Origin of the sequence: Methylopila jiangsuensis, from assembly GCF_027922305.1 — a bacterium.
GTDB classification, from domain to species: Bacteria; Pseudomonadota; Alphaproteobacteria; order Rhizobiales; family Methylopilaceae; genus Methylopila; species Methylopila jiangsuensis.
The window spans coordinates 139,005-162,275 of sequence record NZ_BSFK01000007.1 but is presented as its reverse complement, the minus strand read 5'-3'; the positions used below and the strand labels follow the sequence as shown (position 1 = coordinate 162,275).

The 23,271-nt window shown below is 71.4% G+C and carries 18 protein-coding genes; 6 read left to right on the top strand and 12 right to left on the bottom strand.

Annotated elements, in window-relative coordinates:
- Nucleotides 1-2 precede the first annotated feature (2 nt).
- Nucleotides 3-3,080, top strand: a complete 3,078-nt coding sequence (gene addB / locus PKE85_RS07835) for a double-strand break repair protein AddB (RefSeq protein WP_271204244.1) — start codon at nucleotides 3-5, stop codon at nucleotides 3,078-3,080.
- Entirely contained in the window at nucleotides 3,077-6,475 is a 3,399-nt protein-coding gene (gene addA / locus PKE85_RS07830; protein WP_271204243.1) for a double-strand break repair helicase AddA, read from the top strand. Before addB ends, addA begins: the two co-directional genes overlap by 4 nt.
- 10 nt (nucleotides 6,476-6,485) lie before the next feature.
- Here addA and PKE85_RS07825 read toward each other — a convergent pair whose 3' ends face one another.
- Together PKE85_RS07825 and PKE85_RS07820 are read right to left on the bottom strand one after the other, a co-directional pair.
- Entirely contained in the window at nucleotides 6,486-7,514 is a 1,029-nt protein-coding gene (locus PKE85_RS07825; RefSeq protein WP_271204242.1) for a calcium-binding protein, read from the bottom strand.
- A 119-nt stretch (nucleotides 7,515-7,633) separates the two neighbouring features.
- Nucleotides 7,634-8,671: a calcium-binding protein gene (locus PKE85_RS07820; protein WP_271204241.1), complete on the bottom strand. Its 1,038-nt coding sequence runs from the start codon at nucleotides 8,669-8,671 to the stop codon at nucleotides 7,634-7,636.
- Between the two features lie 207 nt (nucleotides 8,672-8,878).
- On the opposite strand from PKE85_RS07820, the gene minC reads away from it, so the two are divergent.
- From minC to minE, 3 genes are read left to right on the top strand one after another with little or no spacing between them, the layout of a single operon-like run.
- Nucleotides 8,879-9,601 (top strand): septum site-determining protein MinC, encoded by a 723-nt coding sequence (minC, locus tag PKE85_RS07815; RefSeq protein WP_271204240.1) that lies wholly within the window; start codon nucleotides 8,879-8,881, stop codon nucleotides 9,599-9,601.
- 30 nt (nucleotides 9,602-9,631) lie between these two features.
- On the top strand, nucleotides 9,632-10,450 hold the full coding sequence (gene minD, locus PKE85_RS07810; protein ID WP_271204239.1) for a septum site-determining protein MinD: 819 nt from the start codon (nucleotides 9,632-9,634) through the stop codon (nucleotides 10,448-10,450).
- On the top strand, nucleotides 10,447-10,716 hold the full coding sequence (gene minE, locus PKE85_RS07805) for a cell division topological specificity factor MinE (RefSeq protein ID WP_271204238.1): 270 nt from the start codon (nucleotides 10,447-10,449) through the stop codon (nucleotides 10,714-10,716). The genes minD and minE overlap by 4 nt, the downstream gene beginning before the upstream one ends.
- A gap of 136 nt (nucleotides 10,717-10,852) precedes the next feature.
- On the opposite strand, the gene PKE85_RS07800 is transcribed toward minE, so the two are convergent.
- From PKE85_RS07800 to PKE85_RS07790, 3 genes are all read right to left on the bottom strand, one after another.
- Nucleotides 10,853-12,082 (bottom strand): lytic murein transglycosylase, encoded by a 1,230-nt coding sequence (locus tag PKE85_RS07800; protein ID WP_271204237.1) that lies wholly within the window; start codon nucleotides 12,080-12,082, stop codon nucleotides 10,853-10,855.
- Between the two features lie 75 nt (nucleotides 12,083-12,157).
- Nucleotides 12,158-13,213 (bottom strand): DNA topoisomerase IB, encoded by a 1,056-nt coding sequence (locus PKE85_RS07795; protein ID WP_271204236.1) that lies wholly within the window; start codon nucleotides 13,211-13,213, stop codon nucleotides 12,158-12,160.
- Nucleotide 13,214: 1 nt separating this feature from the next.
- Nucleotides 13,215-13,526 carry a DUF7218 family protein gene (locus tag PKE85_RS07790; protein WP_271204235.1) on the bottom strand — a complete coding sequence of 104 codons (312 nt, stop codon included), beginning with the start codon at nucleotides 13,524-13,526 and terminating at the stop codon, nucleotides 13,215-13,217.
- Between the two features lie 83 nt (nucleotides 13,527-13,609).
- Between PKE85_RS07790 and PKE85_RS07785 the strand changes: the two genes are divergently transcribed.
- Nucleotides 13,610-14,620, top strand: a complete 1,011-nt coding sequence (locus PKE85_RS07785) for an asparaginase (protein WP_271204234.1) — start codon at nucleotides 13,610-13,612, stop codon at nucleotides 14,618-14,620.
- 108 nt (nucleotides 14,621-14,728) lie between these two features.
- Here the strand turns inward: PKE85_RS07785 and PKE85_RS07780 are convergent, their stop codons facing one another.
- The 7 genes from PKE85_RS07780 to nuoL all read right to left on the bottom strand — a co-directional run bounded on the left by PKE85_RS07780 (nucleotide 14,729) and on the right by nuoL (nucleotide 23,250).
- Nucleotides 14,729-15,007 (bottom strand): DUF1467 family protein, encoded by a 279-nt coding sequence (locus PKE85_RS07780; protein ID WP_271204233.1) that lies wholly within the window; start codon nucleotides 15,005-15,007, stop codon nucleotides 14,729-14,731.
- Nucleotides 15,004-15,408, bottom strand: coding sequence for a methylmalonyl-CoA epimerase (gene mce, locus PKE85_RS07775; protein ID WP_271204232.1), 405 nt, complete (start codon nucleotides 15,406-15,408; stop codon nucleotides 15,004-15,006). Before mce ends, PKE85_RS07780 begins: the two co-directional genes overlap by 4 nt.
- Nucleotides 15,409-15,529: 121 nt before the next feature.
- Entirely contained in the window at nucleotides 15,530-17,200 is a 1,671-nt protein-coding gene (locus PKE85_RS07770; RefSeq protein WP_428981330.1) for a ribonuclease J, read from the bottom strand.
- A gap of 2 nt (nucleotides 17,201-17,202) precedes the next feature.
- Entirely contained in the window at nucleotides 17,203-17,994 is a 792-nt protein-coding gene (locus PKE85_RS07765) for a biotin--[acetyl-CoA-carboxylase] ligase (RefSeq protein WP_271204230.1), read from the bottom strand.
- A gap of 31 nt (nucleotides 17,995-18,025) precedes the next feature.
- Nucleotides 18,026-19,456, bottom strand: coding sequence for an NADH-quinone oxidoreductase subunit NuoN (gene nuoN / locus PKE85_RS07760; protein ID WP_271204229.1), 1,431 nt, complete (start codon nucleotides 19,454-19,456; stop codon nucleotides 18,026-18,028).
- A gap of 19 nt (nucleotides 19,457-19,475) precedes the next feature.
- Complete coding sequence (locus PKE85_RS07755) at nucleotides 19,476-20,990, bottom strand: NADH-quinone oxidoreductase subunit M (protein ID WP_271204228.1); 1,515 nt, start codon at nucleotides 20,988-20,990, stop codon at nucleotides 19,476-19,478.
- Nucleotides 20,991-21,144: 154 nt separating this feature from the next.
- Complete coding sequence (nuoL, locus tag PKE85_RS07750; RefSeq protein ID WP_271204227.1) at nucleotides 21,145-23,250, bottom strand: NADH-quinone oxidoreductase subunit L; 2,106 nt, start codon at nucleotides 23,248-23,250, stop codon at nucleotides 21,145-21,147.
- Between the last annotated feature and the right edge of the window lie 21 nt (nucleotides 23,251-23,271).

Genomic DNA, 23,271 nt, shown 5'->3' with positions numbered 1-23,271 from the left:
CCATGGCGGCCCGCCGCCCCAACGTGCTCACCATCCCGCCCGGCGCGGCCTTCCTGCCGACGCTCGCCCGCGCCCTGCTGGACGGCGACCTGATCCCCGGCTTCGCGCCGCGCCACGATCCGCTGGCGCTCGCCTCCGCCACCCTCTTCCTGCCCACCCGCCGCGCGGGCCGCGCGCTGCGCGACGCCTTCCTCGCCGAACTCGACGGCCGCGCCGCCCTGCTGCCGCGCATCGCCCCGCTCGGCGACGTGGACGAGGATTCCGGCCTCGCCGACGCGCCCGACGAGGGCGAGGACGATCTTCCCCCCGCGGTCGCGCCGCTGGAGCGGCGGCTGACGCTCGCCCGGCTCGTCAGCCGCTTCGCCGCCACCCTCGACCGCTCCGTGCTGAATCTCGACGCCAAGGACGGGCCGCTGATCCCCGCCACCGCGGCGGAGGCGATCCATCTCGCCGGCGATCTCGAGGCGCTGGTGGATTCGGTCGAGACCGAGGAGGCGGACCTCACCGCCCTGGACCGCCTCGCTCCCGGGGAGCACGACCGCTACTGGGCCATCACCCAGTCCTTCCTGCAGGTGGCGCTGCGCGCCTGGCCCGAGCACCTGAGCGAAATCGGCCGGCTTGATCCGGCTCGCCGCCGCCGGCTGCAGATCGACGCCGCCGCCGCCCGCGTGGCGCGGGGGTCCGGCCCCGTGGTCGCCGCCGGCTCCACCGGCTCGGTCCCCGCCACCCGCCGGCTGATCAGGGCCATCGCGGAGGCGGACCAGGGCGCCGTGGTCCTGCCGGGCCTCGACCGCGACGGGCTGGAGCCCCCTGCCTGGCACGACCTGCTGCGGGACGACGAGCCCGCGCTTCAGGGCCACCCCCAGCGCGGCCTCGCGCTGCTGCTGCGCGATCTCGGGCTGTCCCGCGCGGAGGTGCGGGAGCTGGGCGAGGCCGCGCCGGCGCTCGCGGCGCGGGCGCGGCTCGTCGCCGACGCCCTGCGCCCGGCCGCCACCACCGACATGTGGGCCCGCGCGCCCCGGTCCGAGGCCGAGCGCGCGGCGGCGCTTTCCGGCGTCACGCTGGTGGCGGCGCCCCATGTGCGCGGGGAGGCGACCGCCGTGGCGCTCAGCCTTCGCGAGGCGCTGGAGACGCCGGGCGCGACCGCGGCGCTGGTGACGCCGGACCGGGCGCTCGCCGCCCGCGTCGCCGTGGAGCTGGAGCGCTGGGGCGTCGCCGTGGACGACAGCGCCGGCGTCGCGCTCGCCGTCACCCGCGCCGGCGGGCTGCTGCGGCTTGTCGCCGAGGCGGCGCTGGCGCCCAAGCCCGCCGCGCTGCTGGCGCTGCTGCGCCATCCCGCCTGCCGGTTGGCCCAGAGCGCAGACCTGAACGACCGCGCGGTGGACGCGCTCGACCTGATGGCCTTCCGCGCCCCCCTGCCCGGCGAGGGGTTCGCGGGGCTCGCCCGCGCGCTGGAGACCGTCGACCCGCGCGGCCCGGCGCGCCGGCTGTCCGGCGCGGCCAGGGCGAGCGCCCACGCGTTGCTCGCGGCCCTCACCGCGGCGCTGGCGCCGCTCGCCGCGCTGAAGGCCGAGACGGAAGCGCCGCTGTCCGCCTTCGTCGCCGCGCTGGTCTCCGGCTACGCCGCCCTGGCGGGCGAGGCGGAGACCGAAGACCACGCCGAGGCGGTCCGGTTCCTCGAGGAGCTGTCCGACGCCGCGCCCGCGAGCGACCCGATCTCGGCCCTCAGCTTCCCCGGCGTGCTCGCCGCCCTGATGGGGGGCCGCGTGGTGCGCCCGCCCCGGCCGCGCCACCCCCGGCTGCACATTCTGGGGCCGCTGGAGGCCCGCCTGCTGGCCTTCCACCGGGTGGCGCTGGGCGGGCTGAACGACGGCGTCTGGCCGCCCGCGCCCCAGAGCGACGCCTGGATCAACCGGCCGCTGCGCGCCCAGCTCGGCCTGCCGGCGCCGGAGCGGCGCATCGGCCTTTCCGCCCATGATTTCGAGCAGGGCCTCGGCGCCCGCGAGGTGGTTCTGACGCGGGCGAGGAAGGCGGGCGGCGCGCCCACCATCCCGTCCCGCTGGCTGCAGCGGCTGGAGGCGGCGGCCGGCGGCCCGGCCTTCGCCGCCGCGCTCGCGCGCGGCGAGCGGCTGGTCCGGCTCACCGACGCGCTCGACGAAACCCCGCCGCCCGTGCCCGCCGCGGCGCCGGAGCCTCGCCCGCCGCTCGATCTGCGGCCGACCCGGCTCAGCGTCACCGGCGTCGAGACCTGGCTGCGCGACCCTTACGCCATCTATGCCCGCCACATCCTGAAGCTGGACGAGATCGGTCCCGTCGGCCCCGAACCCGGCCCCGGGGAGCTTGGAAACGCCATCCACGGCGCGCTGGAGCTGTTCGCCGCAAGCGGGCTTAATCCCGCCCATCCGGACGCGCGCGAAGCCCTGCTCGGCTTCGGCCGCGCCGCCTTCGGCCCGCTGCTGGAGCGCGACGAGGCGCAGACGCTGTGGTGGCCGCGCTTCGTGCGCATCGCCGACTGGCTGCTGAAGCGCGAAACGGAGCGCGGCCCCCGCGTCGCCGCCCGCTTCGTGGAGCGCGCCGGAGCCGTTCTGTTCCGCACCGGCGCAGGCCGGGACTTCGAGCTCACCGCCCGCGCGGACCGCATCGACCTGATGACCGACGGCTCGGCGGCGCTGATCGACTACAAGACCGGCCGGGTCGCCACGAAGAAGCAGGCGCTGGCGGGCTTCGCGCCCCAGCTTCCGCTGGAGGCCGCGATCCTCCGGCAGGGCGGCTTCCCGGACGTGGCGGCCGAGGGCGTGAGCGTGGAGAGCCTGTCGCTGTTGCGGCTCACGGGCCGCGACCCCGCCGGCGAGGAGATCGACATCCGCCACAAGGACAAGCCGCTCGATCAGGTGGCCGACGAGGCGTTCGCCGCCTTCCGCGCCGTGGTGGACCGGTTCGAGAACCCGGACGAGCCCTACCGCTCGCTGTCCCACCCGCAGTTCCTGGCCCGGCCGGAGGGGCCTTACGGCCATCTCGCCCGGGTGCGGGAATGGTCCGCCACCGGCGGCGCGGACGAGGACGGGGGAGCGGAGGAATGAGCCGCCCCAGCGCCGAGACGCTGCGCCGGCAGGCGCTCGCCTCCCATCCCGGCTCCTCCGCCTGGGTGTCGGCCAACGCCGGCTCGGGCAAGACCTATGTGCTGGTGCAGCGGGTGGTGCGGCTGCTGCTGGCGGGCGCCGAGCCGTCGCGCATCCTGTGCCTCACCTTCACCAAAGCCGCCGCCGCCAACATGCAGAACCGCATAGTGGAGCGGCTGCGCGGCTGGGCCACCACGCCCGACGCGCGGCTCGCGCCGGAGATCGCGGCGCTTGAAGGCGCGGCGCCCTCGCCCGCCCGCCTCGCCGAGGCGCGGCGGCTGTTCGCCCGCGCGCTGGAGACGCCGGGCGGGCTGAAGATCTACACCATCCACGCCTTCTGCGGCCGGCTGCTGCGGCAGTTCCCGTTCGAGGCCAACGCGCCGGCGGGCTTCCGGGAGCTCGACCCCCGCGACCAGGCGGAGATGATGGCCCGCGCCCGCGCCGCCGTGTTCGCCGAAGCCGCGCGCCGGCCGGACGGACCGGTGGGCCGGGCCTTCGCCACGCTCACCCCGCGCCACGCGCCGAACGTCATCGACGGCGCGGTGGCGGAGGCCGTGACCGAGCGGGAAACCCTGCGCCGGCTGTTCGAGGAGACCGGCGGCCCGGACGAGGCCGCGTCCGAACTCGCCGCCCTGCTCGACCTCGCGCCCGGCGAAGAGCATGACGCGCTGCTGGCCTCGGTGCTGGGCGGCGGCCTTGATCCGGCGCTGTGGCCCGGGCTCGCCGGCGCGCTCGGCGAGGGCTCCGCCACCGACCGGGACCTTGCGGACAGCTTCGCCGCCGCCATCGCGGCGAAGGACGACGACGCCCGCCGCGCGGCCTATCTGGGGGTGTTCCTCACGGGTCAGGGCCAGCCGCGCGCGGCGAGCCGCTTCGTGACCCGGAAGACCCGCGCCGCCCACCCGGAGGTCGCCGCCCGGCTCGACGCCGAGATGGAGCGCCTCGTGGCGCTGCTGCCGAAGATCGCCGCCGCCGCCATCGTGGAGCGCACGGGCGCCCTGCTCACGCTCGCCCGCGCCACGGCGGCGGCCTACGCGCGCGCCAAATCCGCCGAAGCGCTGCTGGACTATGACGACCTGATCGACCGCACCCACGCGCTGCTGGCGCGCACGGCGTCGTCCTGGGTGCTGTTCAAGCTCGACGGCGGGCTCGACCACGTTCTGGTGGATGAGGCGCAGGACACCTCGCCCCGCCAGTGGGAGATCGTGCGCAAGCTGACGGAGGAGTTTTTAGCCGGCGAAGGAGCGCGCGGCGACACGGCCCGCACCGTGTTCGCGGTGGGCGACGAGAAGCAGTCCATATTTTCGTTCCAGGGCGCGGAGCCGAAGGAGTTCGGCCGCTCCCGCCGCGACTATCTCCGCGGCCACGAGGCCGCCGGACGCGCTTTCGCAGACGTGCGCCTGACCGAAAGCTTCCGCTCCGCACGCGCCGTGCTCGCCGCCGTGGACCATGTGTTCGCGCGGCCGCAGGCCCATGAGGGCCTGAGCTCCGACGAGACGGTGTCCACCAGCCACTCCACCGCCCGCGGCGAAGACCCGGGAACGGTCGAGCTCTGGCCTCTCACCCCGGCGCTCAAGGCCGAGCGGGCGGAGGAGGCCTGGGACGCGCCGTTCGACGCCGCCCAACCCCGCAGCGCCGTGGTGCGGCTGGCGGAGTCGGTCGCGACCGAAATCCGCCGCACGATCGACGCCGGCGAAACGCCGCCGGGCGAGATCCTCGTGCTGGTGCGCCAGCGCAAGGCGCTGTTCGAGGCCATCCTCCGGGCGCTCAAGAGCCGGAACGTGCCGGTGGCGGGCGCGGACCGGCTGATCGTGGGCGAGCACATCGCCGTCATGGACCTGCTGGCGCTGGGCGACGCGCTGGTGACGCCCGAGGACGATCTGGCGCTCGCCTGCGCGCTGAAAAGCCCGCTGTTCGGGCTCGACGACGACGACCTGATCGCCGTCGCGCCCCATCGTTCGGGCCGGCTCGTCGACGCGCTGGCGGAAGGCCCGACGCGCGCCCGCGCCGCTCACGAACGGCTCACGCGCATCGCGGCCTCCGCGAGCCTGCGCGACCCGTTCGCCTTCTACGCCGACCTGCTGGCGGCGGGCGGCGGACGCCGCGCCTTCCGCGCCCGGCTCGGCCACGAGGCGGACGATCCGCTAGACGCCTTTCTCGATCTGGCGCAGGACTATGTGCGCGCCCATCCGCCGACGCTTGCGGGCTTCCTGATCTGGATGCGGGCCGCCCCGGCCGAGATCAAGCGCGATCTGGACGTCTCCGCCGGCGAGGTGCGGGTGATGACCGTGCACGGCGCCAAGGGGCTAGAAGCCGACATGGTGGTGCTGGCCGACACCTGCGGCGGCGCGGCCTCGGGGCGAGGCTCGGCGCTGCTGGAGCTGCCCCGGGCCGCAGCCGGACACGGCGCCGCGCCGATCCCGGTCTGGGCCGGGCGGCAGGCCGAAGATCCGCCCGTGCTCGCCGCCGCCCGCGCGCTGGCGGCGCAGGGGGCCGAGGCCGAGCATCGCCGCCTGCTCTATGTGGCCATGACCCGCGCCCGCGACCGGCTGGTGGTCTGCGGCCACGACAGCGGTCGCAAACGCCCCGACGGCGCGTGGTACGACCTGATCCGCGCCGGCCTGATCCATGCGCCGGAGGTCGAGACGGTGGATGTGGGCCAAGACCAGCCGATGCTGCGCCTGCGCCTCGGAAAGCCGGAGGCTGTGCAGACACACTTCGAGGCCGCCGCATCGTCCCCGGACATGTCGACGCCGGAACCAAATCCCGTCTGGCTGCGCGCTGCCGCCCTGCGCGAAGAGCCCCCGGGCCCGCCGCTGTCGCCTTCGGCGCTGGTGGCGGAGGACGGCGAGCGGGCCGGCGCCCTGCCCTCTGGCCCCGTAGCGGAGGCCGCCCGCGCGCGAGGCGTGCTGCTGCACAGGTTGCTGAAGACTTTGCCCGACGTGGCCCCTGAGCGCCGCGCCGAGGCGGCCGCCCGCATGGCGGCGAGCGCCGCTGTGTTGCCGGAGGAGACGCGCGCGGCCTGCGTGGACGCGGCGCTCGCCATCGTGGCCGATTCCGCCTTCGCGGCGGTGTTCACGCCGTCAAGCCGCGGCGAGGTCCCGATCGTCGGCCGCCTGAAGGACGGCCGCCCGGTCTCCGGCCGCATCGACCGGCTGGCGGTGACGGACGACGAAATCCTGGTGGTGGACTTTAAGACCGACCGCCGACCGCCGGCGGCCGGCGCGCCCGTTCCCGCGGGCTACGCGGCGCAGCTCGGCGCCTATGCCGAGCTGCTGTCGGAGATCTGGCCCGACCGCCCCGTCCGCGCCGCGATCCTGTGGACAGAAGCCCCCCGGCTCGACCGGCTGGGCTGAGCCTGCCCGTTCAGAAGCCGAACAGGATGTTGTCGGCCGTCAGGGCCGGCGCGCCGGTCAGAGTGGCGAGATGGATCGGCGCCAGGCTTCCCCGGCCGTCTTCGTCGAAGCTGAACGCGCCCGTCCGGGTGTCATAGAGGAACTGGGCGCTCCACGAGGTCGCCGCCGGCGCGGCCTTGGCCACCAGCAGGTTGTCGAGATCGAAATAGCGCCCAGTGTTTTCAAGATTGTCTTCCCACGAGCCGGGAAGATTGTAGGCCGGCACATAGAAGAAATCTGCGCTGGAAAAATCCTGAACGGTGAAGGCGTCCGGGAACCGCTCCGACAGGTCGACCACGAACAGGTCGCTGCCGGCTCCGCCCCGAACGCTGTCGCGCCCTTCAAGCGCGTAGATGATGTCGTCGCCGGCGCCGCCGTCGAGCACGTCCGCGAGCTCCGACCCGTAGATCGTGTCGTCGCCGCCGCCGCCATAGATCGTCGCGCCCTTCTGGGCGCCGCGGGCCATGTCGAGCTGCAGCGTGTCGGCTCCCTCCGTCCCGCGCAGCGTGGAGCCGGCGCCCGCGTCGTCGATCCACACGTCGACGCGCTCGACGCCCCGGGCCTTGATGCCCCCGATGCCGATCGAGGCGGTGGCCGCGCCGGACACTTTGCTGAAGTCCACGTTGACGATGGCGAAATCGGCGTCGACGCCGTCGATGATCAGAAGGTCGTCTCCGGCGCCGCCATCGACGAAGTCGCCGGCGCCCACCTGGGCGACGTCGTCGCCCGCGCCGCCCCAGAGCAGATCGCCATAGGCGTCGCCGTCGCCGTTGAGGAGGTCGTCGCCGTCGCCGCCGTAAAGCCGGTCGACCCCGATCCCGCCGTCGAGAGCGTCCCTCCCCGCGCCGCCGAACAGCCGGTCCGAACCCCGGCCGCCGAACAGCTCGTCATTGCCGAGGCCGCCGTAGATCAGGTCCGCGCCGCCGTCGCCGAAGATGCGGTCGGCCGCATCGGTCCCGTCGATCCGCTCGGATGTGATCGTGCCCTTGATAACCGCCATCTGCGCGCCCCCGTTGCATGAGGCCTAGAGCGCTACCCGATTCGACGGCTTTTGATATTGCGACAACTACGTAGCACGCCCCGCCGCCGGGGTTTCGGCGGCGGGGCGTGCCTGTCGGATCACAGGTCGAACAGGAACTGGGCGTCGGTCAGCGCTGGCTTGCCGTCGAGATAGCCGACGATGAAGGCCGCCTCGCCGCCAATGCCGTCGGCGTCGAACGACAGGGCGCCGGTGCGGGTGTTGTAGAGGAACTGCGGATTGTCCGAGCTCACCACCGGATTTCGGGCGGACACCACCGGGTTGTCGCGGTCGATGGCGCGGGCGATGTCCAGATTCTGGTAGCCGATGCCCTCGAGGTCGATCAGGAACGCGTCGTCCGCCGTCACGCCGTAATAGATGTCCGGCCCATCAAACTCGGTCAGCGACAGGCGGAACAGGTCGGAGCCGGCGCCGCCATAGATCTTGTCGGAACCGTAGCCGCCCGACAGAATGTCGTCGCCGGCGTCGCCAAAGATGAGATCGTCGCCCGCGCCGCCGGTGATCTCGTCATTGCCGTTTCCACCGCGGATCACGACGCCGCCGAAGCCCGTGCCGTTGAACACCGTCGACACAGAAATCACGTCGTCGCCCGTGGTTCCGGTGATCTTCGAGCCGCCAAGAGCATCGCCCACATAGATTTCGGCCCGCTCGAAATTCCGCGCGTAGCTGCCCTTGTAGCCGGTGGCGACCGACGTCGCCCCATCGATCTTGGTGAGATCGATGTTGTACTTCACGCCGTCCTCATTGTACTCGCCAAGGTCGTAGACGCCGCCGATGACCAGCGTGTCGAGACCGGTCCCACCGTCCGCGCGGTCCAGCGCGCCGACGGCCACCACGTCGTCGCCGGCGCCGCCGATCAGCGCGTCCTGAACGGTGTCCAGCCCGCCGAACAGGAAGTCGTCGCCGTCGCCGCCCTCCAGACGATCGGCGCCCTGCCCGCCGTGCAGTTCATCGTCGCCGGCGTCGCCATAGAGCGTGTCGTTTCCGCCGTCGCCCGACAGATAGTCGTTTCCGCCGGCGCCCCTCAGCGTGTCGGCGCCGAGCAGACCGTAGATTCGGTCCGCGAGCGCCGTGCCGGTGCGGGCGTCGCCCGCGTTCGTTCCCCGAATGATCGCCACTTTGAAATCCCCCACTGAAAAATTGATCACACGGCCATAGCCGCGGGGCGCGGAGCCTAGATCAGGACCGCGACGGCGCGCAACGGGCACGCAAAGCGCGAAGGGGCGGCATATTTTGCCGGGCGGTTAACGGCTCGTTAACCACGGCGCGCTCAACTGTGCGGGCAACGCTTCGTTAACCCGTTCCTCCAGCCCGGACGTTTCGCCGTGTCGCAGCCCGCCCTCCAGATCGTCCCGAAGTCCGCCGCCGACGAGCCGGCGAAGCGCCAGCAGATCCGGTTCCGGGGGCGGTCGTTCATGGCGCTGGTGCTGGCGCCCGAACCGCCGCTGGAGGACTGGCTGGCCGAACTCGACGCGCTCGCCGCAGGCTCGCCCGGCTTCTTCGGCGAACGGCCGGTGGTGCTGGACGTGGCGGCGCTGAAGCTGTCGCCCCGGGCGCTTGCGGCCCTGCTGGGCGAGCTCGACATCCGCAAGGTGCGCGTCATCGGCGTCGAGGGCTGCGATCCGAAGTTCCTCGACGGCCCCAACGCCCGCCTCGCCATGCCGGTGGGCGGCCGCGCCGCCGGCGAAATCTCCGCCAAGGAGGCCGCGGCCCCGACCGGGACCTCGCTGATCATCGACCACACGGTGCGCTCCGGGCAGAGCATCAGCTTTCCCAACGGCGACGTCACCATCTGCGGCTCCGTGGCCTCCGGCGCGGAGATCGTGGCGGCCGGCTCGATCCACATCTACGGCGCGCTGCGCGGCCGGGCGATCGCGGGCTCGGCGGGCAATTCGAAGGCGCGCATCTTCTGCGCCAAGCTCGACGCCGAACTGCTGGCGATCGACGGGGTCTACATGACCACCGACGCGCTCGATCCCAAGCTCAAGGGCAAGCCCGCCCGCGCCCATCTCGACGGCGAGACGCTCCGCGTCGCCGCGCTCGACTGACGATCACACGGTTTCGAAGGAGACATTCCAATGGCAGAGGTTCTGGTCGTCACGTCGGGCAAGGGAGGCGTCGGCAAGACCACGTCGACGGCGGCCCTCGGCGCGGCGCTCGCGCAGACCGGGCAGAGCGTCGTGGTCATCGATTTCGACGTCGGGCTGCGCAATCTCGACCTGGTGATGGGCGCCGAGCGCCGCGTGGTCTACGACCTGATCAACGTGGTCCAGAACGACGCCAACCTGAACCAGGCGCTGATCCGCGACAAGCGGGTGGACAGCCTCTACCTCCTGCCCGCCTCCCAGACGCGCGACAAGGACGCGCTGACGGCGGAGGGCGTCGAGCGGGTGATCAACCAGCTCAAGGAGAAGTTCGACTGGATCATCTGCGACAGCCCGGCGGGCATCGAGCGCGGCGCCTATTTCGCCATGCGCCACGCCGATCTGGCGGTGATCGTCACCAATCCGGAAGTCTCCTCGGTGCGCGACTCGGACCGCATCATCGGCCTGCTCGATTCGAAGACCGAGAAGGCCGAGCGCGGCGAGACCATGGAGAAGCTGCTGCTCCTCACCCGCTACGATCCGGTGCGCGCCGACCGCGGCGACATGCTGAAGGTCGACGACGTGCTGGAGATCCTGTCGATCCCGCTGCTCGGCATCATCCCGGAGAGCCCGGAAGTGCTGAAGGCGTCGAACCTCGGCTCGCCGGTCACGCTGGCGAACCCGATCTCCGCGCCGTCCCGGGCCTATCTCGACGCCGCACGGCGCCTGCGCGGCGAGACCATCGACATGGTGGTGCCTAGCGAGAAGAAGAGCTTCTTCGGCTCGCTGTTCGGCCGGAGGGCCGCGGCATGAGCGTTCTCAGGTTCTTCACCCGCCGCTCCTCCGCCCCCGCCGCGCGCGAGCGCCTGCAGCTCCTGCTCGCCCACGAGCGCGCCGTGTTCGGCCGCACCGATCTGGTGGCGCAGCTCAAGGACGAGATCCTGGCGGTGATCGCCAAGCACATCGCCATCGACCCGGACAAGGTCCGCATCAAGACCGACACCCAGGACACGCTGGCGACGCTGGAGGTCGACATCGAAATCCGCACGCCGAACGGCGGGCTGAAGCTCGCCGGCTAAGGTCGGCAAGCGCAAGGCCGGACGGCGCCCCGGTCCGGTTCGACGAGAACGGCCCCTCCGCCATGAGAGGGGCCGTTCGCGTTTTTGGAGGTGCTTCGGATCACGCGGCTGAAACGAAAAATGGCTCCCCGAAACTTCATTCCGCCGGCGGCAGGGCCTGCAGCAGTTCGAGGCTGGGATAGCCGTCGGCGGGCAGGCCGAGCTTGAGTTGCGCCGCCCGCGAGGCCTTGCGGGTGGCGAAGCCGAGCCGGCCGTCCGCGTCGCCGTCGAGGAAGCCCGCCTTGCGCAGACGATGCTGCAGATCGGTCAGCTCCGCGGTGTCGAGCGGCCGCACCGGCGCGGCGCCCGGCGCGACCTGGGGGGCGCCCTCGTAGCGGGTCGCGAGATAGGCGGCCGTCATGGCGTAGATGAAGGACTGGTTCCACTTCCGGTAGACGTCGAAATTGTCATAGGCGAGGAAGGCCGGGCCGTTCCGCCCCATGGGCAGCAGCAGCGCCGCGCCTGAGTCGGGCCTGGCGAGCAGAGCGCCCTGCCGCGCGGTCACGCCCCAGGCGCTCCACTGCGACACCGGATGCTTGACGTCGATGTCGGCCTGCTCCCACGGCATTGAGGCCGGAACCGTCACCTCCTGCAGCCAGGGCTCGCCGCGCCGCCAGCCCATTTCGGAGACGTAGCGGCCGGCGGAGAGGATGGCGTCCGGCGTGCTCTTCATCAGGTCGACGCGGCCGTCGCCGTCGCCGTCCACGCCGAAGCGGATGTAGTCCGCCGGCATCATCTGGGTCTGGCCAAGCTCGCCCGCCCAGGCGCCCTTCATCTCGGCCGGAGCGAGATCGCCGCGCTCCACGATCTTCAGCGCCGCAATGAGCTGCGGGCGGAAGAAGGCCGGGCGCCGGCAGTCGTGGGACAGCGTCGCCAGCGCGTTGCGAGTGTCGAACTTGCCGAGATTGGCCCCGAAATCGGTCTCCAGCCCCCAGAAGGCCGCGACCACGGAAGCCGGCACGCCGTACTCCGACTCCATTCTGGCGAACAGCGCCCGGTTCTGCTCGATCAGCTTCGGCCCGCGCGTCACCCGCGCGCCCGCCACCATGCGCCCGGCAAACTGCAGGAAGGTCTGCTGGAACACCTGCTGGCCGCGATCGTGCGACAGCACCTTGGGGTCGACCGCCACCCCATCGAGCCCGCGGGCGATGGCGTCGTCGGACACGCCGGCCGCGCGCGCCTCCGCCCTGACGCCGTCGAGCCAGCTCGCGAAATCACCGCCGCAGGGGGGCGTCGCCGCCGCAGGCTCCGCCGGTTGCGCGCGCGCGGACGGCGCCAGGGGCGCGGCGAGACCGAGAGCGAGCGCGAAGGCGAGGCGGCGGGACATGACGGTGATCCGAAGGGACAGAGCAGGCTTCGGACTGATTGGCCGGAATGGCGCGCGGGTCAAGCGGCCGTTCGGTCACCGTCCGCGCTTCAGACGCCGCACCAGGCCGGCGAGCGCCGCCTCCGCCCGCCGAAGCCCCGAGCGGCCGCGCGCGCCCGCATAGGCCTTCTTCAGCGAACCGGAGCCGAAGCCGTCAACCACCACCGCATGCACGTAGGACTTGCGCACCACGGCGGGCGTGTTGGCGAGCCGCTCGGAAATCGCCCGCATCACCGCCGAGAGCTGACGTCTGCGCGCGGTCGGGCTGGTTGCGGGCTCAAGCTCCGCCAGATGCTCGGCGGCGTTGGCGCTGGCGCCCAGCATGCGCAGATCCTTCGCCGTCACCGGCAGGCCGGTCGCCTCGCGCAGATAGGCGTTCACGTCCACCGCCGTGATCCGGCGCACGGCGCCGTCGGCGTCGCGGTACTGGAACAGCCTCCGCCCCGGCAGCGCGCCGATGCGCCCGACCGCGCGGGCGAGCCGGCCGGAGCGGATGCTGCAGCTTATGTCCTTGCCGCCCTTGCCCCGGAAGGCGAGCTGCACCGCCTCGCCCTTCACCTTCACATGCCGTTTCAGCAAGGTGGAGGCGCCATGGGCCTTGTTGCTGCGCACATAGGCCTCGCAGCCGACCCGGATGTGGGTCTCGTCGATCAGCGCCACAGCCGCCGCCAGCGCCTTGGCGCGGCTGAGCCGGGGGCTCGCCAGATCCCGCGCCACCCGGCGCCGCAGCTTGGGCAGCGCCTCGATCACCCGGTCGAGCCGCTCCACCTTCTTCAGCTCCCGTACCGCGTTCCAGTCGGGATGGTAACGGTACTGGGCGCGCCCGGCCTCGTCGCGCCCGATCGCCTGAAGATGGACGTTCGCGTCGCGGGCGATGCGGACCTCCTCATAGGCCGGCGGGATGGCGAGGGCGTCGATGCGCTCGAGCGTGGCGGCGTCGCGCACCGGGCGGCCCTTGGCGTCCAGATAGCGGAAGCCCCGTCCCGCGCGCCGGCGGGTGATGGTGAGATCGCGGGGCGCGCCGAGCGTAAGCCCGACGTCTTTCGCGAGCTTCGCCAGCGCGGCGTCGTCTCCGTCCTGCTCCGCCGCCATCTCAGTGCGACCGGAGCGCGTGGATCAGCTCGCCCTTGGTCGCCCGGGACAGGCCGGCGACGCCGATCTCTTTCGCGCGCTCGTACAGCGCGTCTCGGGTCCAGTCCTCGTAAGGCGCGGCCTTGCCGCCGCGGACGGAGGGCGACTTCGGCCCTGCGTCGCCGTATTTCGCCTTGGCGTTGGCGATCCGCGCCGCCTTCTCCTTGCTGGCGCCCTGCTCGCGCAGGGCCTCGTAGACCTCCGCGTTCTTGATGGAAGGATTGTCCTTCGCCGCCGGCGTCTTCGTCTTGTGGGATTGGGATTTCGTGGCCATGGTCGCCTCCCGCGTCCGTCGTGAGCGCTCAACACCGCGCTTGCCGCGCGGGTTCCGTCATCCCTTCCTCCGGAGACTTCCCGATGACCGCTCCCGTCACTCTCGTCGAGGTCACCCGCGGGCTGGCGGTGGAGAGCCGTCACGCCGGAACGGTTGCGGTGGCGGACGCGGACGGCGCGATCGTGCTGGCGCTGGGCGACGCGGAACGGCCGACCTTCGGGCGCTCGGCGGTGAAGGGGCTGCAGGCGCTGCCGCTGGTGGAGAGCGGGGCCGCCGACCGCTTCGGCTTCGCCGTGGAGGAGCTGGCGCTCGCCTGCGCCTCCCACGGCGGCGAGCCGGAGCATGTGGCGACCGCCGCCGGCGCGCTGGCGAGGCTCGGGCTCGGGGTCGAGGCGCTGGAATGCGGCGCGCACTGGCCGACCAACGACGCCGCGGCCCGGGCGCTGGCGGCGAGCGGCGCCGGCCCCAACGCGCTCCACAACAACTGCTCCGGCAAGCATGCGGGCTTCCTGTGCCTCGCCTGCGCCATGGAGGTGGACACCGCCGGCTACATCGGCCCCGACCATCCGGTGCAGCGGGAGGTGACGGCGGCGCTGGAGACCGCCATGGGCGTCAGCCTCGCGGACGCGCCGGTAGGGACCGACGGCTGCGGCATCCCCACCTACGCCGCGCCGCTCAGCGCCATCGCCCGCGCCTTCGCCCGGTTCGGCGCGGAGACCGGCTTCGGCCCCGCCCGCGCCGCCGCGGCGAGACGGCTAAAACAAGCCGCGTGGTCGGCGCCGTTCCAGATCGGCGGCTCCGGCCGCTTCGACACCGAGGCGATGCAGGCGCTGAACGGCCGCGCCTTCGTCAAGTTCGGCGCGGAGGGCGTCCACATCGCCGCGCTGCCCGAGCTCGGGATCGGGATCGCGCTCAAGATCGAGGACGGCGCGACCCGCGCCTCCGAGGTGGCGATGGCGGCTCTCATCGCCCGCTTCCTGGACCCCTCCGGCGCGGCCGGCGACTGGCTCGCCGGCCAGACCGCAAAGCGGCTGACCAACTGGGAAGGCGTCGAGGTCGGCGTGATGCGCCCGGCGGCGGCGCTGCTGGCGTAAGCGCAGGTCGCGCGTCTCACCTCAACGTCATGCCCGAGCGATGATGCCCTATGGCCAAGCTCGGGCGTGACGCTCGCTCCACTGGACCGCCCCCCGCCGAGAGCGGCGTCAGAACACGCCGTATTTCGGCAGGAACGGCACGTCGTCGAGGCTGAACATCTTCTGCGTCAGCAGCCACATCACAAGCAGGAACACCGCCGTCGAGATCACGGTGTTGAGCAGGACGAGGCGACGCCAGCGGAAGCGGGCGGGGGCGCTCGCCTCCGACCCGGGCACCACGGCGCCCTCCTCCGCCTGACTGCGGCCGGCGAAGGGCAGCGCCGCGAACAGCGCGATCCACCAGATCACGAAATAGATCGCGACCCAGCTTGCGATCGGAAGGATCACGCCTGCTCGAGCTCCACAAGCGTGCCGAGCATGTCCTTCGGATGCAGGAACAGCACCGGCTTGCCGTGGGCGCCGATCTTCGGCTCGCCCGAGCCCAGAACCCGCGCGCCCTGCGCCTTGAGCTGGTCGCGCGCCGCCAGGATGTCGTCCACCTCGTAACAGACGTGGTGGATGCCGCCCGCCGGGGCGCGGTCGAGGAACGCCTGGATCGGCGAATTCTCGCCCAGAGGCTCCAGCAGCTCCACCTTGGTGTTCGGCAGCTCGATGAACACCACGGTGACGCCGTGCTCCGGCTCCTGCGTCGGCTCGGTCACCCTGGCACCCAGCGTATCGCGATAGACCGCGGTCGCGGCGGCGAGGTCCGGCACGGCGATGGCGACGTGGTTGAGGCGGCCGATCATGGACAAGGCTCCGAACAGGTTGAGGTCACGCCGGACCGCGGCGAACATGCCACGCGAGCGCGCCCGCGTGGCTCACATTCGGCTCAGATCGCGATCACGAAGGCGTCGCGCCGACGATCGCTCATACCCCCAGCACGCTCACATGGCATATTGGCTTTTTGCCCCATACCAGCTGCAGTTCGCCGCGCACCGCGCGCTCGATGGCCTTCTCCACCACGCCGGCGTCGCGGCGCTTCTGGCGCGGCAGGCCGTCGATGCAGTCGAGCACGGTGTCGCGCAGCACCTCCAGCATGGGCGTGCCCTCGTCGTCCCGCGGCGGCAGGCCGGTGAAGCGCACCGAAACCCCGCCCGAAAGCTCGCCGCGCTCGGTGAAGGCGAGCGCGATGGAGACGACGCCCGCGAAGCTCAGCCGACGGCGCTCGCCGATGGTGGCTTCGGTGGCGCTCACCAGCACGCGGCCGTCCTTCAGCGTGCGGCCGACGGGCACGTCGTCCACGATCTCGGCCTCGCCGCCTGCGAGCCGCACCATGTCGCCGTTGCGGACCCGCACCACCTTCGGCACGCCGACCGCATGGGCGAAGGCGGCGTGGCCGTGGAGATGGGCCTCCTCGCCATGGACCGGCACCAGCACCTTCGGCTTGGTCCAGCCGTAGAGCATGGCGAGCTCCTCCTGCCGGGGATGGCCGGAGACGTGCACGAAATGGGTGCGGTCGGTGATGACCTCGGCCCCGCCCTCGATCAGGCGGTTGATGATGCGGCCGACCGCCTTCTCGTTGCCGGGGATGGCGCGGGACGAGAAGATCACCCGGTCGCCCTTGGCGAGCGTCACCTGAGGGTGATCGCCTTCCGCCACGCGGGCGAGCGCCGCGCGGGGCTCGCCCTGGCTGCCGGTCATCAGCGCCACCACCTTGTCGCGGGGCAGATAGCCGAAGGCGTCGGGGCTCAGGAACTCCGGCACGCCCTCCAGATAGCCCAGCTCCCGCGCCACCTCGGTGGCGCGGGCCATGGCGCGGCCCACCAGCACCACCTGCCGGTCGCAGGCCATGGCGGCGTCCGCCACCGCCCGCAGGCGCCCCACGTTGGAGGCGAAGGTGGTGACCGCGACCCGGCCGGGCGCGTTGCGGATCAGCTCGCCGAGGCTCGCCGCCACTTCCGATTCCGAGCGCGAGATGCCCTCGCGCAGCGAGTTGGTCGAATCGCCGACGATGGCGGCGACGCCCTCCTCGCCGATGGCCCGGAAGCGCTCCTCGTCGGTGGGGCGGCCGAGCACGGGGGTGCGGTCGATCTTCCAGTCGCCGGTGTGGATGACGGTTCCGACCGGCGTGCGCAGCGTGAGCGCGGTGGATTCCGGGATCGAATGCGCGACCGGCACCAGCTCCACGTCGAACGGGCCGACGGAGAAGCGGGAGCCCTCGGCCACCACCCGCACGTCGATCTTGGGCGCGTCGCGCTCGGCGGCGCGCTTGGCGTCCAGCAGGCCGGCGGCGAAGGGCGTGGCGTAGACGGGGCACTTGAGCTGAGGCCACAGGTCCAGCAGCGCGCCGTAATGGTCCTCATGGGCGTGGGTGAGGACGATGGCCTCCACCGCCTTGCCATGGGAGAGCGCGAAGCGGATGTCCGGCATGATCAGGTCGACGCCCGGCGTCGTGACGGGATCGCCGAAGGTCACGCCGCAGTCCACCATCAGCCAGCGCCGCTTGCGCCCTTCGCCAAGACCATAGAGGCCGGCGTTCATGCCGATCTCCCCCACGCCGCCGAGGGGAACGAAAACCAGATCCTGCGCCATCCGCACCCTTACTCTCGAACCGTGGCCACGGTCCCGAAATGCACGTCGCCCGCCGCCACCGCGACGAACGCTCCATCCTCGCCTCGTAGCACGAGGCGACCCTCATCATCGATCTTTTCGAACAGGCCGCTGAGAACGCGCCCGCCCGCATCCACCCGGACCGGCCGCCCCACCCCCGCCGCGCGCGCCATCCACGCCTTGCGCAGCGCAGGGAAGCCCCGTCCCTCGTCCCAGATGTGGAACCACGAGGCGAAGGCGTCCGTCAACGCGACGAAGAGCTGTTCCGCGCTCACGGCGTCGCCGCGGGCGGCCAGCGAGGCCGCGGGATAGGGCAGGCCCTCGGGCGCCGCCGCCACGTTCACGCCCATGCCGACCGCGACGGAGATGCAGCCGGGAACCGAGGCGTCGGCCTCCAGCAGGATGCCGGCGAGCTTGGCGCCGTCGACGATCACGTCGTTCGGCCATTTCAGCTCCGCCCGGGTGGTGGGGGTGGAGAGCGACGGCGCGGCGGCGCGCAGCGCCTGCTCGAGCGCGAGCCCCGCCACGAAGCCGAGCGTCGCGGCGGTCGCGGGCGGCAGGGCGAGCGTCACGCCGAAGCTCGCCGCCAGATTGCCGCGCCCGGTGGACCACGCCCGCCCGCGTCGCCCCCGCCCCGCCGTCTGCGCCCGCGCCACCACCCACACCGGCCCCCGCCCCTCGCGCGCGAGCCCGAGCGCCTCGGCGTTGGTGGAGCCGACCGTGTCGTAGGCCTGCAGCGCATGGCCGGCGGCGACGGCGTGAGGGCCGAGAGCGAAGGTCATCGCCGCAGCGTCCAGAATGAACCGCCGCGCGTTAGAACAGCGACTGCGCCGCCGCGCCGGCGGCGGCGGTGAGGGGCGCGGGGTAGACGAAGTAGAGCAGCGTGAAGCCGCCCGCGACCGTCAGCACCGCCTTGGCCGCGAGCGTCATGGGAGCGAACTCCACCGTCGGCTCGTCGAAATAGATGATCTTGACGAGGCGCAGATAGTAGAACGCGCCCACCACCGACAGCACGAAGCCGGCCACCGCGAGCGGGTAGAGCCCGGCGTTCACCGCCGCGTAGAACACGTAGAACTTGGCGAAGAAGCCCGCGAGCGGCGGGATGCCGGCGAGCGAGAACAGGATCATCGCCAGCACGAAGGCCATGGCCGGCTTGGTGCGCGACAGGCCCGCCAGATCCGACACGTTCTCCACGTAACGCTCGCCGACCCGCATGGACAGGATGCAGGCGAAGGCGCCGAGCGTCATGGCGAGATAGATCGCCAGATAGATCGCGACGCCCCGCACGCCCTCGGGCGTGCCGGCGGCGAGGCCGACCAGCGCGTAGCCCATGTGGCCGATGGAGGAGTAGGCCATCAGGCGCTTGATGTTGCTCTGCCCGATGGCGGCGAAGGAGCCGAGCGCCATGGAGGCCAGCGCCACGAACACCACCACCTGCCGCCATTCGGAGGTCACCTCCGGCAGCGCCTCGGCGACGGCGCGCACGAACATGGCCATGGCGGCCACCTTGGTGGCGGAGGCGAAGAAGGCGGTGATCGGCGTCGGCGCGCCCTCGTAGACGTCCGGCGTCCACATGTGGAACGGCACCGCCGAGACCTTGAAGGCGAAGCCGGAGATCAGGAACACCACGCCGAAGATCAGGCCGAGCGAGGCCTCGCCGCCCTTCAGCGCCGCGGCGATCTCGGTGAAGCCCACCGCGCCGGTGGAGCCGTAGATCAGCGACGCGCCGTAGAGCAGCATGCCGGACGACAGCGCGCCCAGCACGAAATACTTCAGGCCCGCTTCCGTGGAGCGCTCGTCGTCGCGGTTGATGGCGGCGATGACATAGAGCGCGAGGCTCTGCAGCTCGAGGCCGAGATAGAGCGCGATCAGGTCGTGGGCCGAGATCATCAGCGCCATGCCGAGCGTCGCGAGCACCACCAGGATGGCGTATTCGAACCGGGCGAAGCGCAGGCGCTCCATGTAGTCGAACGACAGCAGCAGCGCCGCGAAAGCGCCGATGAAGGCGATCAGCTTCATGAAGCGGGCGAAGCCGTCCAGCACGAAGGCGCCGTTGAAGGTGGACTCCGCGGGGGCGAGCGTGACCGCGACGGTGGCGAGCGCCAGAACCACGAGCGCGAGGCCGTTGACCAGCGGGGTGGCGCGCTCGCCGCGGATCGCGCCCACGAGCACGAGGACAAGCGCGCCGACCGCGAGGATCAGCTCGGGAAGCGCCGGCGCGAGGGAAGGCAAGGTGGCGTCCATGGTCAGGTCGTCCCGAGGTTCACTGCCCCGCCAGAGCGGCGGCCTTGCCGGCGCTCTCGATGGCGGCGGTGGTCTGCTGCAGCAGGCCGTCGATGGAGGCGGCGGAGAAGTCGATCACCGGCGCCGGCCACACGCCGAACAGCACGGTGAGGACCAGCAGCGGCGCAAGCAGCGCGATCTCCCGGCGCGACAGGTCCGGGATGCCGGCGAGCTCCGGCTTGTCCAGCGGCCCGAGCACCACGCGACGGTAGAGCCAGAGCGCGTAGCCGGCGGACAGGATGACGCCGGTGGTGGCGAACAGCGCCACCCAGGAGTTGGCCCGGAACGAGCCCATCAGCGTCAGGAACTCGCCCACGAAGCCGGAGGTGCCGGGCAGGCCCACATTGGCCATGGTGAAGACGAGGAACGCCGCCGCGTACCAGGGCATGCGGTTCACGAGGCCGCCGAAGGCCTTGATCTCGCGGGTGTGCAGCCGGTCGTAGATCACGCCCACGCACAGGAACAGCGCGCCCGAGACCACGCCGTGGCTGATCATCTGGAACACCGCGCCCTGCACGCCCTGCTCGTTGAGCGCGAAGATGCCCATGGTCACGAAGCCCATGTGCGCGATCGACGAGTAGGCGATGAGCTTCTTGATGTCCTCCTGCATCAGCGCGACCAGCGAGGTGTAGATGATGGCGACGACGGAGAGGGTGAACACGAACGGCGCGAAATACTCCGACGCCAGCGGGAACATGGGCAGCGAGAAGCGCAGGAAGCCGTAGCCGCCCATCTTCAGCAGGATGCCCGCGAGGATCACGGAGCCCGCCGTCGGCGCCTCCACATGGGCGTCGGGCAGCCAAGTGTGCACCGGCCACATGGGCATCTTCACCGCGAAGGAGGCGAAGAAGCCGAGCCACAGCCACCACTGCATGTCCGCCGGGAACTTGTAGGCGAGCAGCGCCACGATGTCGGTGGTGCCCGCCGTCCCGTACATGGCGAGGATGCCCACCAGCATCAGCAGCGAGCCGAGCAGCGTGTAAAGGAAGAACTTGAAGCTGGCGTAGACCCGGCGCGGGCCGCCCCAGATGCCGATGATGAGGAACATCGGGATCAGGCCGGCTTCGAAGAACAGATAGAACAGCACCATGTCGAGCGCGCAGAACACGCCGATCATGAGCGTCTCGAGCACGAGGAACGCGATCAGGTACTCGCGCACCCGCGTCTTGATCGTGGTCCAGGACGCCAGGATGCAGAACGGCATCAGGAAGGCGGTCAGCACCACGAAGGGCGCCGAGATGCCGTCCACGCCGAGCTTGTAGTTGATGGAGCCGCCGAGCCATTCGGCCTGCTCGATGAACTGGAAGCCCGGCTGCGCGAGGTCAAACTTCGCCCACAGCACCACAGAGACGGCGAAGTTCACCACGGTCGTCCACAGCGCCACATGGCGCATGTTGCCGAGGCTCGCCTCGTCCTGCCCGCGGATCACGAGCAGGAAGAACACGCCGACCAGCGGAAGGAAGGTCAGCAGCGAGAGGATGGGCCAGCCGGTCATTGGGGCGTTCCTGCGACTTCGCGGCCGTCATGCCCGCGCGCAGCGCGGGTATCCACGACTTCGAGCGCCGAGCGGCTGACAGGCAGTCGTGGATGCCCGAGACAGGCTCGGGCATGACGAGGCGTTTCCATCGTCACCTGGAGATCGACGATCATCACAGACCCCGCATCAGGAACCAGGTGAACAGGGCCGCGACGCCGATCAGCATCGCGAAGGCGTAGTGGTAGACGTAGCCCGTCTGCAGCTTCACCACGCGGTTGGTGACGTCGATCACCCGCGCCGAGACTCCGTCCGGCCCGAGGCCGTCGATGATCCGGCCGTCGCCCGTCTTCCACAGGAAGCGGCCGAGCCACTTGGCCGGGCGGGTGAACAGCCGGTCGTAGAGCTCGTCGAACCACCACTTGTTGAGCAGGAACTGGTACAGCAGCCGGTGCCGCTCCGCGAGGCGGGCGGGCGTCTCGGGGCTGCGGATGTAGAAGAACCAGGCCGTCGCGAAGCCGAGGACCATCATCACGAAGGGCGACCAGATCACCCACGCCGGCGCCTCGTGCATGTGGTGCAGGATCTCGTTGTGCTCGCCCACGAACAGCGCGCCGTTCCAGAAGCTGTCGTGCTTGTCGCCGATGAAGCGCGACTTGAACACCGCGCCGGCGAACAGCGCGCCCACCGCCAGCACCAGCAGCGGCACCGTCATCACCCGCGGGCTCTCGTGCACGTGGCTCATGGTCTCGAGCGAGGCGCGCGGACGGCCGTGGAAGGTGAGGAAGATTAGGCGCCACGAGTAGAACGAGGTCAGCAGCGCCGCGAGCACGGTGAGGACGAAGGCGTACATGCCCGCGCTGGAATGCGCCGCATAGGCCGCCTCGATCACCGCGTCCTTGGAGAAGTAGCCGGCGGTCAGCGGGAAGCCGGTCAGCGCCAGCGTGCCGATCACCATCATCCAGTAGGTCAGCGGGATCAGCCGGCGCAGGCCGCCCATGTTCCGCATGTCCTGCTCGTGGTGCATCGCATGGATCACCGAGCCGGAGCCGAGGAACAGCAGCGCCTTGAAGAAGGCGTGCGTGAACAGGTGGAACACCGCCACGCCATAGGCCCCGACGCCGAGCGCCACGAACATGTAGCCGAGCTGCGAGCAGGTGGAATAGGCGATGACGCGCTTGATGTCGGTCTGCACCAGGCCGACGGTGGCGGCGAAGATCGCCGTGGTGGCGCCCACATAGGTGATGACGGTGAGCGCGTCCGGCGCGAACTCGTAGATCGGCGACATGCGCGCCACCAGCACCACGCCGGCGGTGACCATGGTGGCGGCGTGGATCAGCGCCGACACCGGCGTCGGGCCCTCCATGGCGTCCGGCAGCCAGGTGTGCAGGCCGAGCTGGGCCGATTTGCCCATGGCGCCCATGAACAGCAGCAGCCCGATCACGGTGAGCGCGTGCCAGTCGTGGCCGAAGACGTGGATGGTCTTGTCGGCCGCGGCGGGGACGGCTGCGAAGATGGTTTCGAACTGAACGCTGCCGAACACCACGAAGGTGGCGAAGATGCCGAGCAGGAAGCCGAAGTCGCCGACGCGGTTGACCACGAAGGCCTTGATGGCCGCGGCGTTGGCGGAGGGCTTCTGATACCAGAAGCCGATCAGCAGGTAGCTGGCGAGGCCGACGCCCTCCCAGCCGAAGAACAGCTGGACCAGATTGTCCGCCGTCACCAGCATCAGCATCATGAAGGTGAACAGCGACAGGTAGCCGAAGAACCGCGGCCGATGCGGATCCTCGTGCATGTAGCCGATGGAATAGAGGTGGACGAGCGCCGACACCGAGGTGACCACCACCAGCATGACGGCGGTCAGCGTGTCGACCCGGAACGCCCAGTCGATGGCGAGCTCGCCCGAGGTGATCCAGCGCAGCACCGGCACATGGGCGGCGTTGCCGGAGATGGCCACGTCGATGAAGGCGATCCACGCCAGCAGCGCCGAGACCATCAGCAGGCCGGTGGTGATCAGCTCCGCGAGCCGCGACCCTTGCGCCGGCGGTTCGACCGGGCCGTGACCGTGGTCGTCGTGGTGGCCGTGGTCGTCGTGGCCATGGGCGTCATGCGCGTGGGCGTCGTGATGCGCGCCATGGCCATGGCCGCCATGGTCGTGGGCGTGGTGGAAGGCGTCCACGGGGCCCACGGCGCCGGGATGGCGCTTGCGGGCGCCGGCGAGCGCGATGACGCCGGCGGCGATGGCGCCCAGAAGCGGAAGGAAGACGATCAGATGGTACATCGGCGGTCCGTCGGGGCGTAA

What these genes read in the sequence shown, in the direction of transcription:
- addB (WP_271204244.1), top strand. Translation starts at nt 3, where the DNA reads ATGGCGGCCCGCCGCCCCAACGTGCTCACCATCCCGCCCGGCGCGGCC.
- addA (WP_271204243.1), top strand. Translation starts at nt 3,077, where the DNA reads ATGAGCCGCCCCAGCGCCGAGACGCTGCGCCGGCAGGCGCTCGCCTCC.
- PKE85_RS07825 (WP_271204242.1), bottom strand. Translation starts at nt 7,514, where the DNA reads ATGGCGGTTATCAAGGGCACGATCACATCCGAGCGGATCGACGGGACC.
- minD (WP_271204239.1), top strand. Translation starts at nt 9,632, where the DNA reads ATGGCAGAGGTTCTGGTCGTCACGTCGGGCAAGGGAGGCGTCGGCAAG.
- minE (WP_271204238.1), top strand. Translation starts at nt 10,447, where the DNA reads ATGAGCGTTCTCAGGTTCTTCACCCGCCGCTCCTCCGCCCCCGCCGCG.
- PKE85_RS07800 (WP_271204237.1), bottom strand. Translation starts at nt 12,082, where the DNA reads ATGTCCCGCCGCCTCGCCTTCGCGCTCGCTCTCGGTCTCGCCGCGCCC.
- PKE85_RS07795 (WP_271204236.1), bottom strand. Translation starts at nt 13,213, where the DNA reads ATGGCGGCGGAGCAGGACGGAGACGACGCCGCGCTGGCGAAGCTCGCG.
- PKE85_RS07790 (WP_271204235.1), bottom strand. Translation starts at nt 13,526, where the DNA reads ATGGCCACGAAATCCCAATCCCACAAGACGAAGACGCCGGCGGCGAAG.
- PKE85_RS07785 (WP_271204234.1), top strand. Translation starts at nt 13,610, where the DNA reads ATGACCGCTCCCGTCACTCTCGTCGAGGTCACCCGCGGGCTGGCGGTG.
- mce (WP_271204232.1), bottom strand. Translation starts at nt 15,408, where the DNA reads ATGATCGGCCGCCTCAACCACGTCGCCATCGCCGTGCCGGACCTCGCC.
- PKE85_RS07765 (WP_271204230.1), bottom strand. Translation starts at nt 17,994, where the DNA reads ATGACCTTCGCTCTCGGCCCTCACGCCGTCGCCGCCGGCCATGCGCTG.
- nuoN (WP_271204229.1), bottom strand. Translation starts at nt 19,456, where the DNA reads ATGGACGCCACCTTGCCTTCCCTCGCGCCGGCGCTTCCCGAGCTGATC.
- PKE85_RS07755 (WP_271204228.1), bottom strand. Translation starts at nt 20,990, where the DNA reads ATGACCGGCTGGCCCATCCTCTCGCTGCTGACCTTCCTTCCGCTGGTC.
- nuoL (WP_271204227.1), bottom strand. Translation starts at nt 23,250, where the DNA reads ATGTACCATCTGATCGTCTTCCTTCCGCTTCTGGGCGCCATCGCCGCC.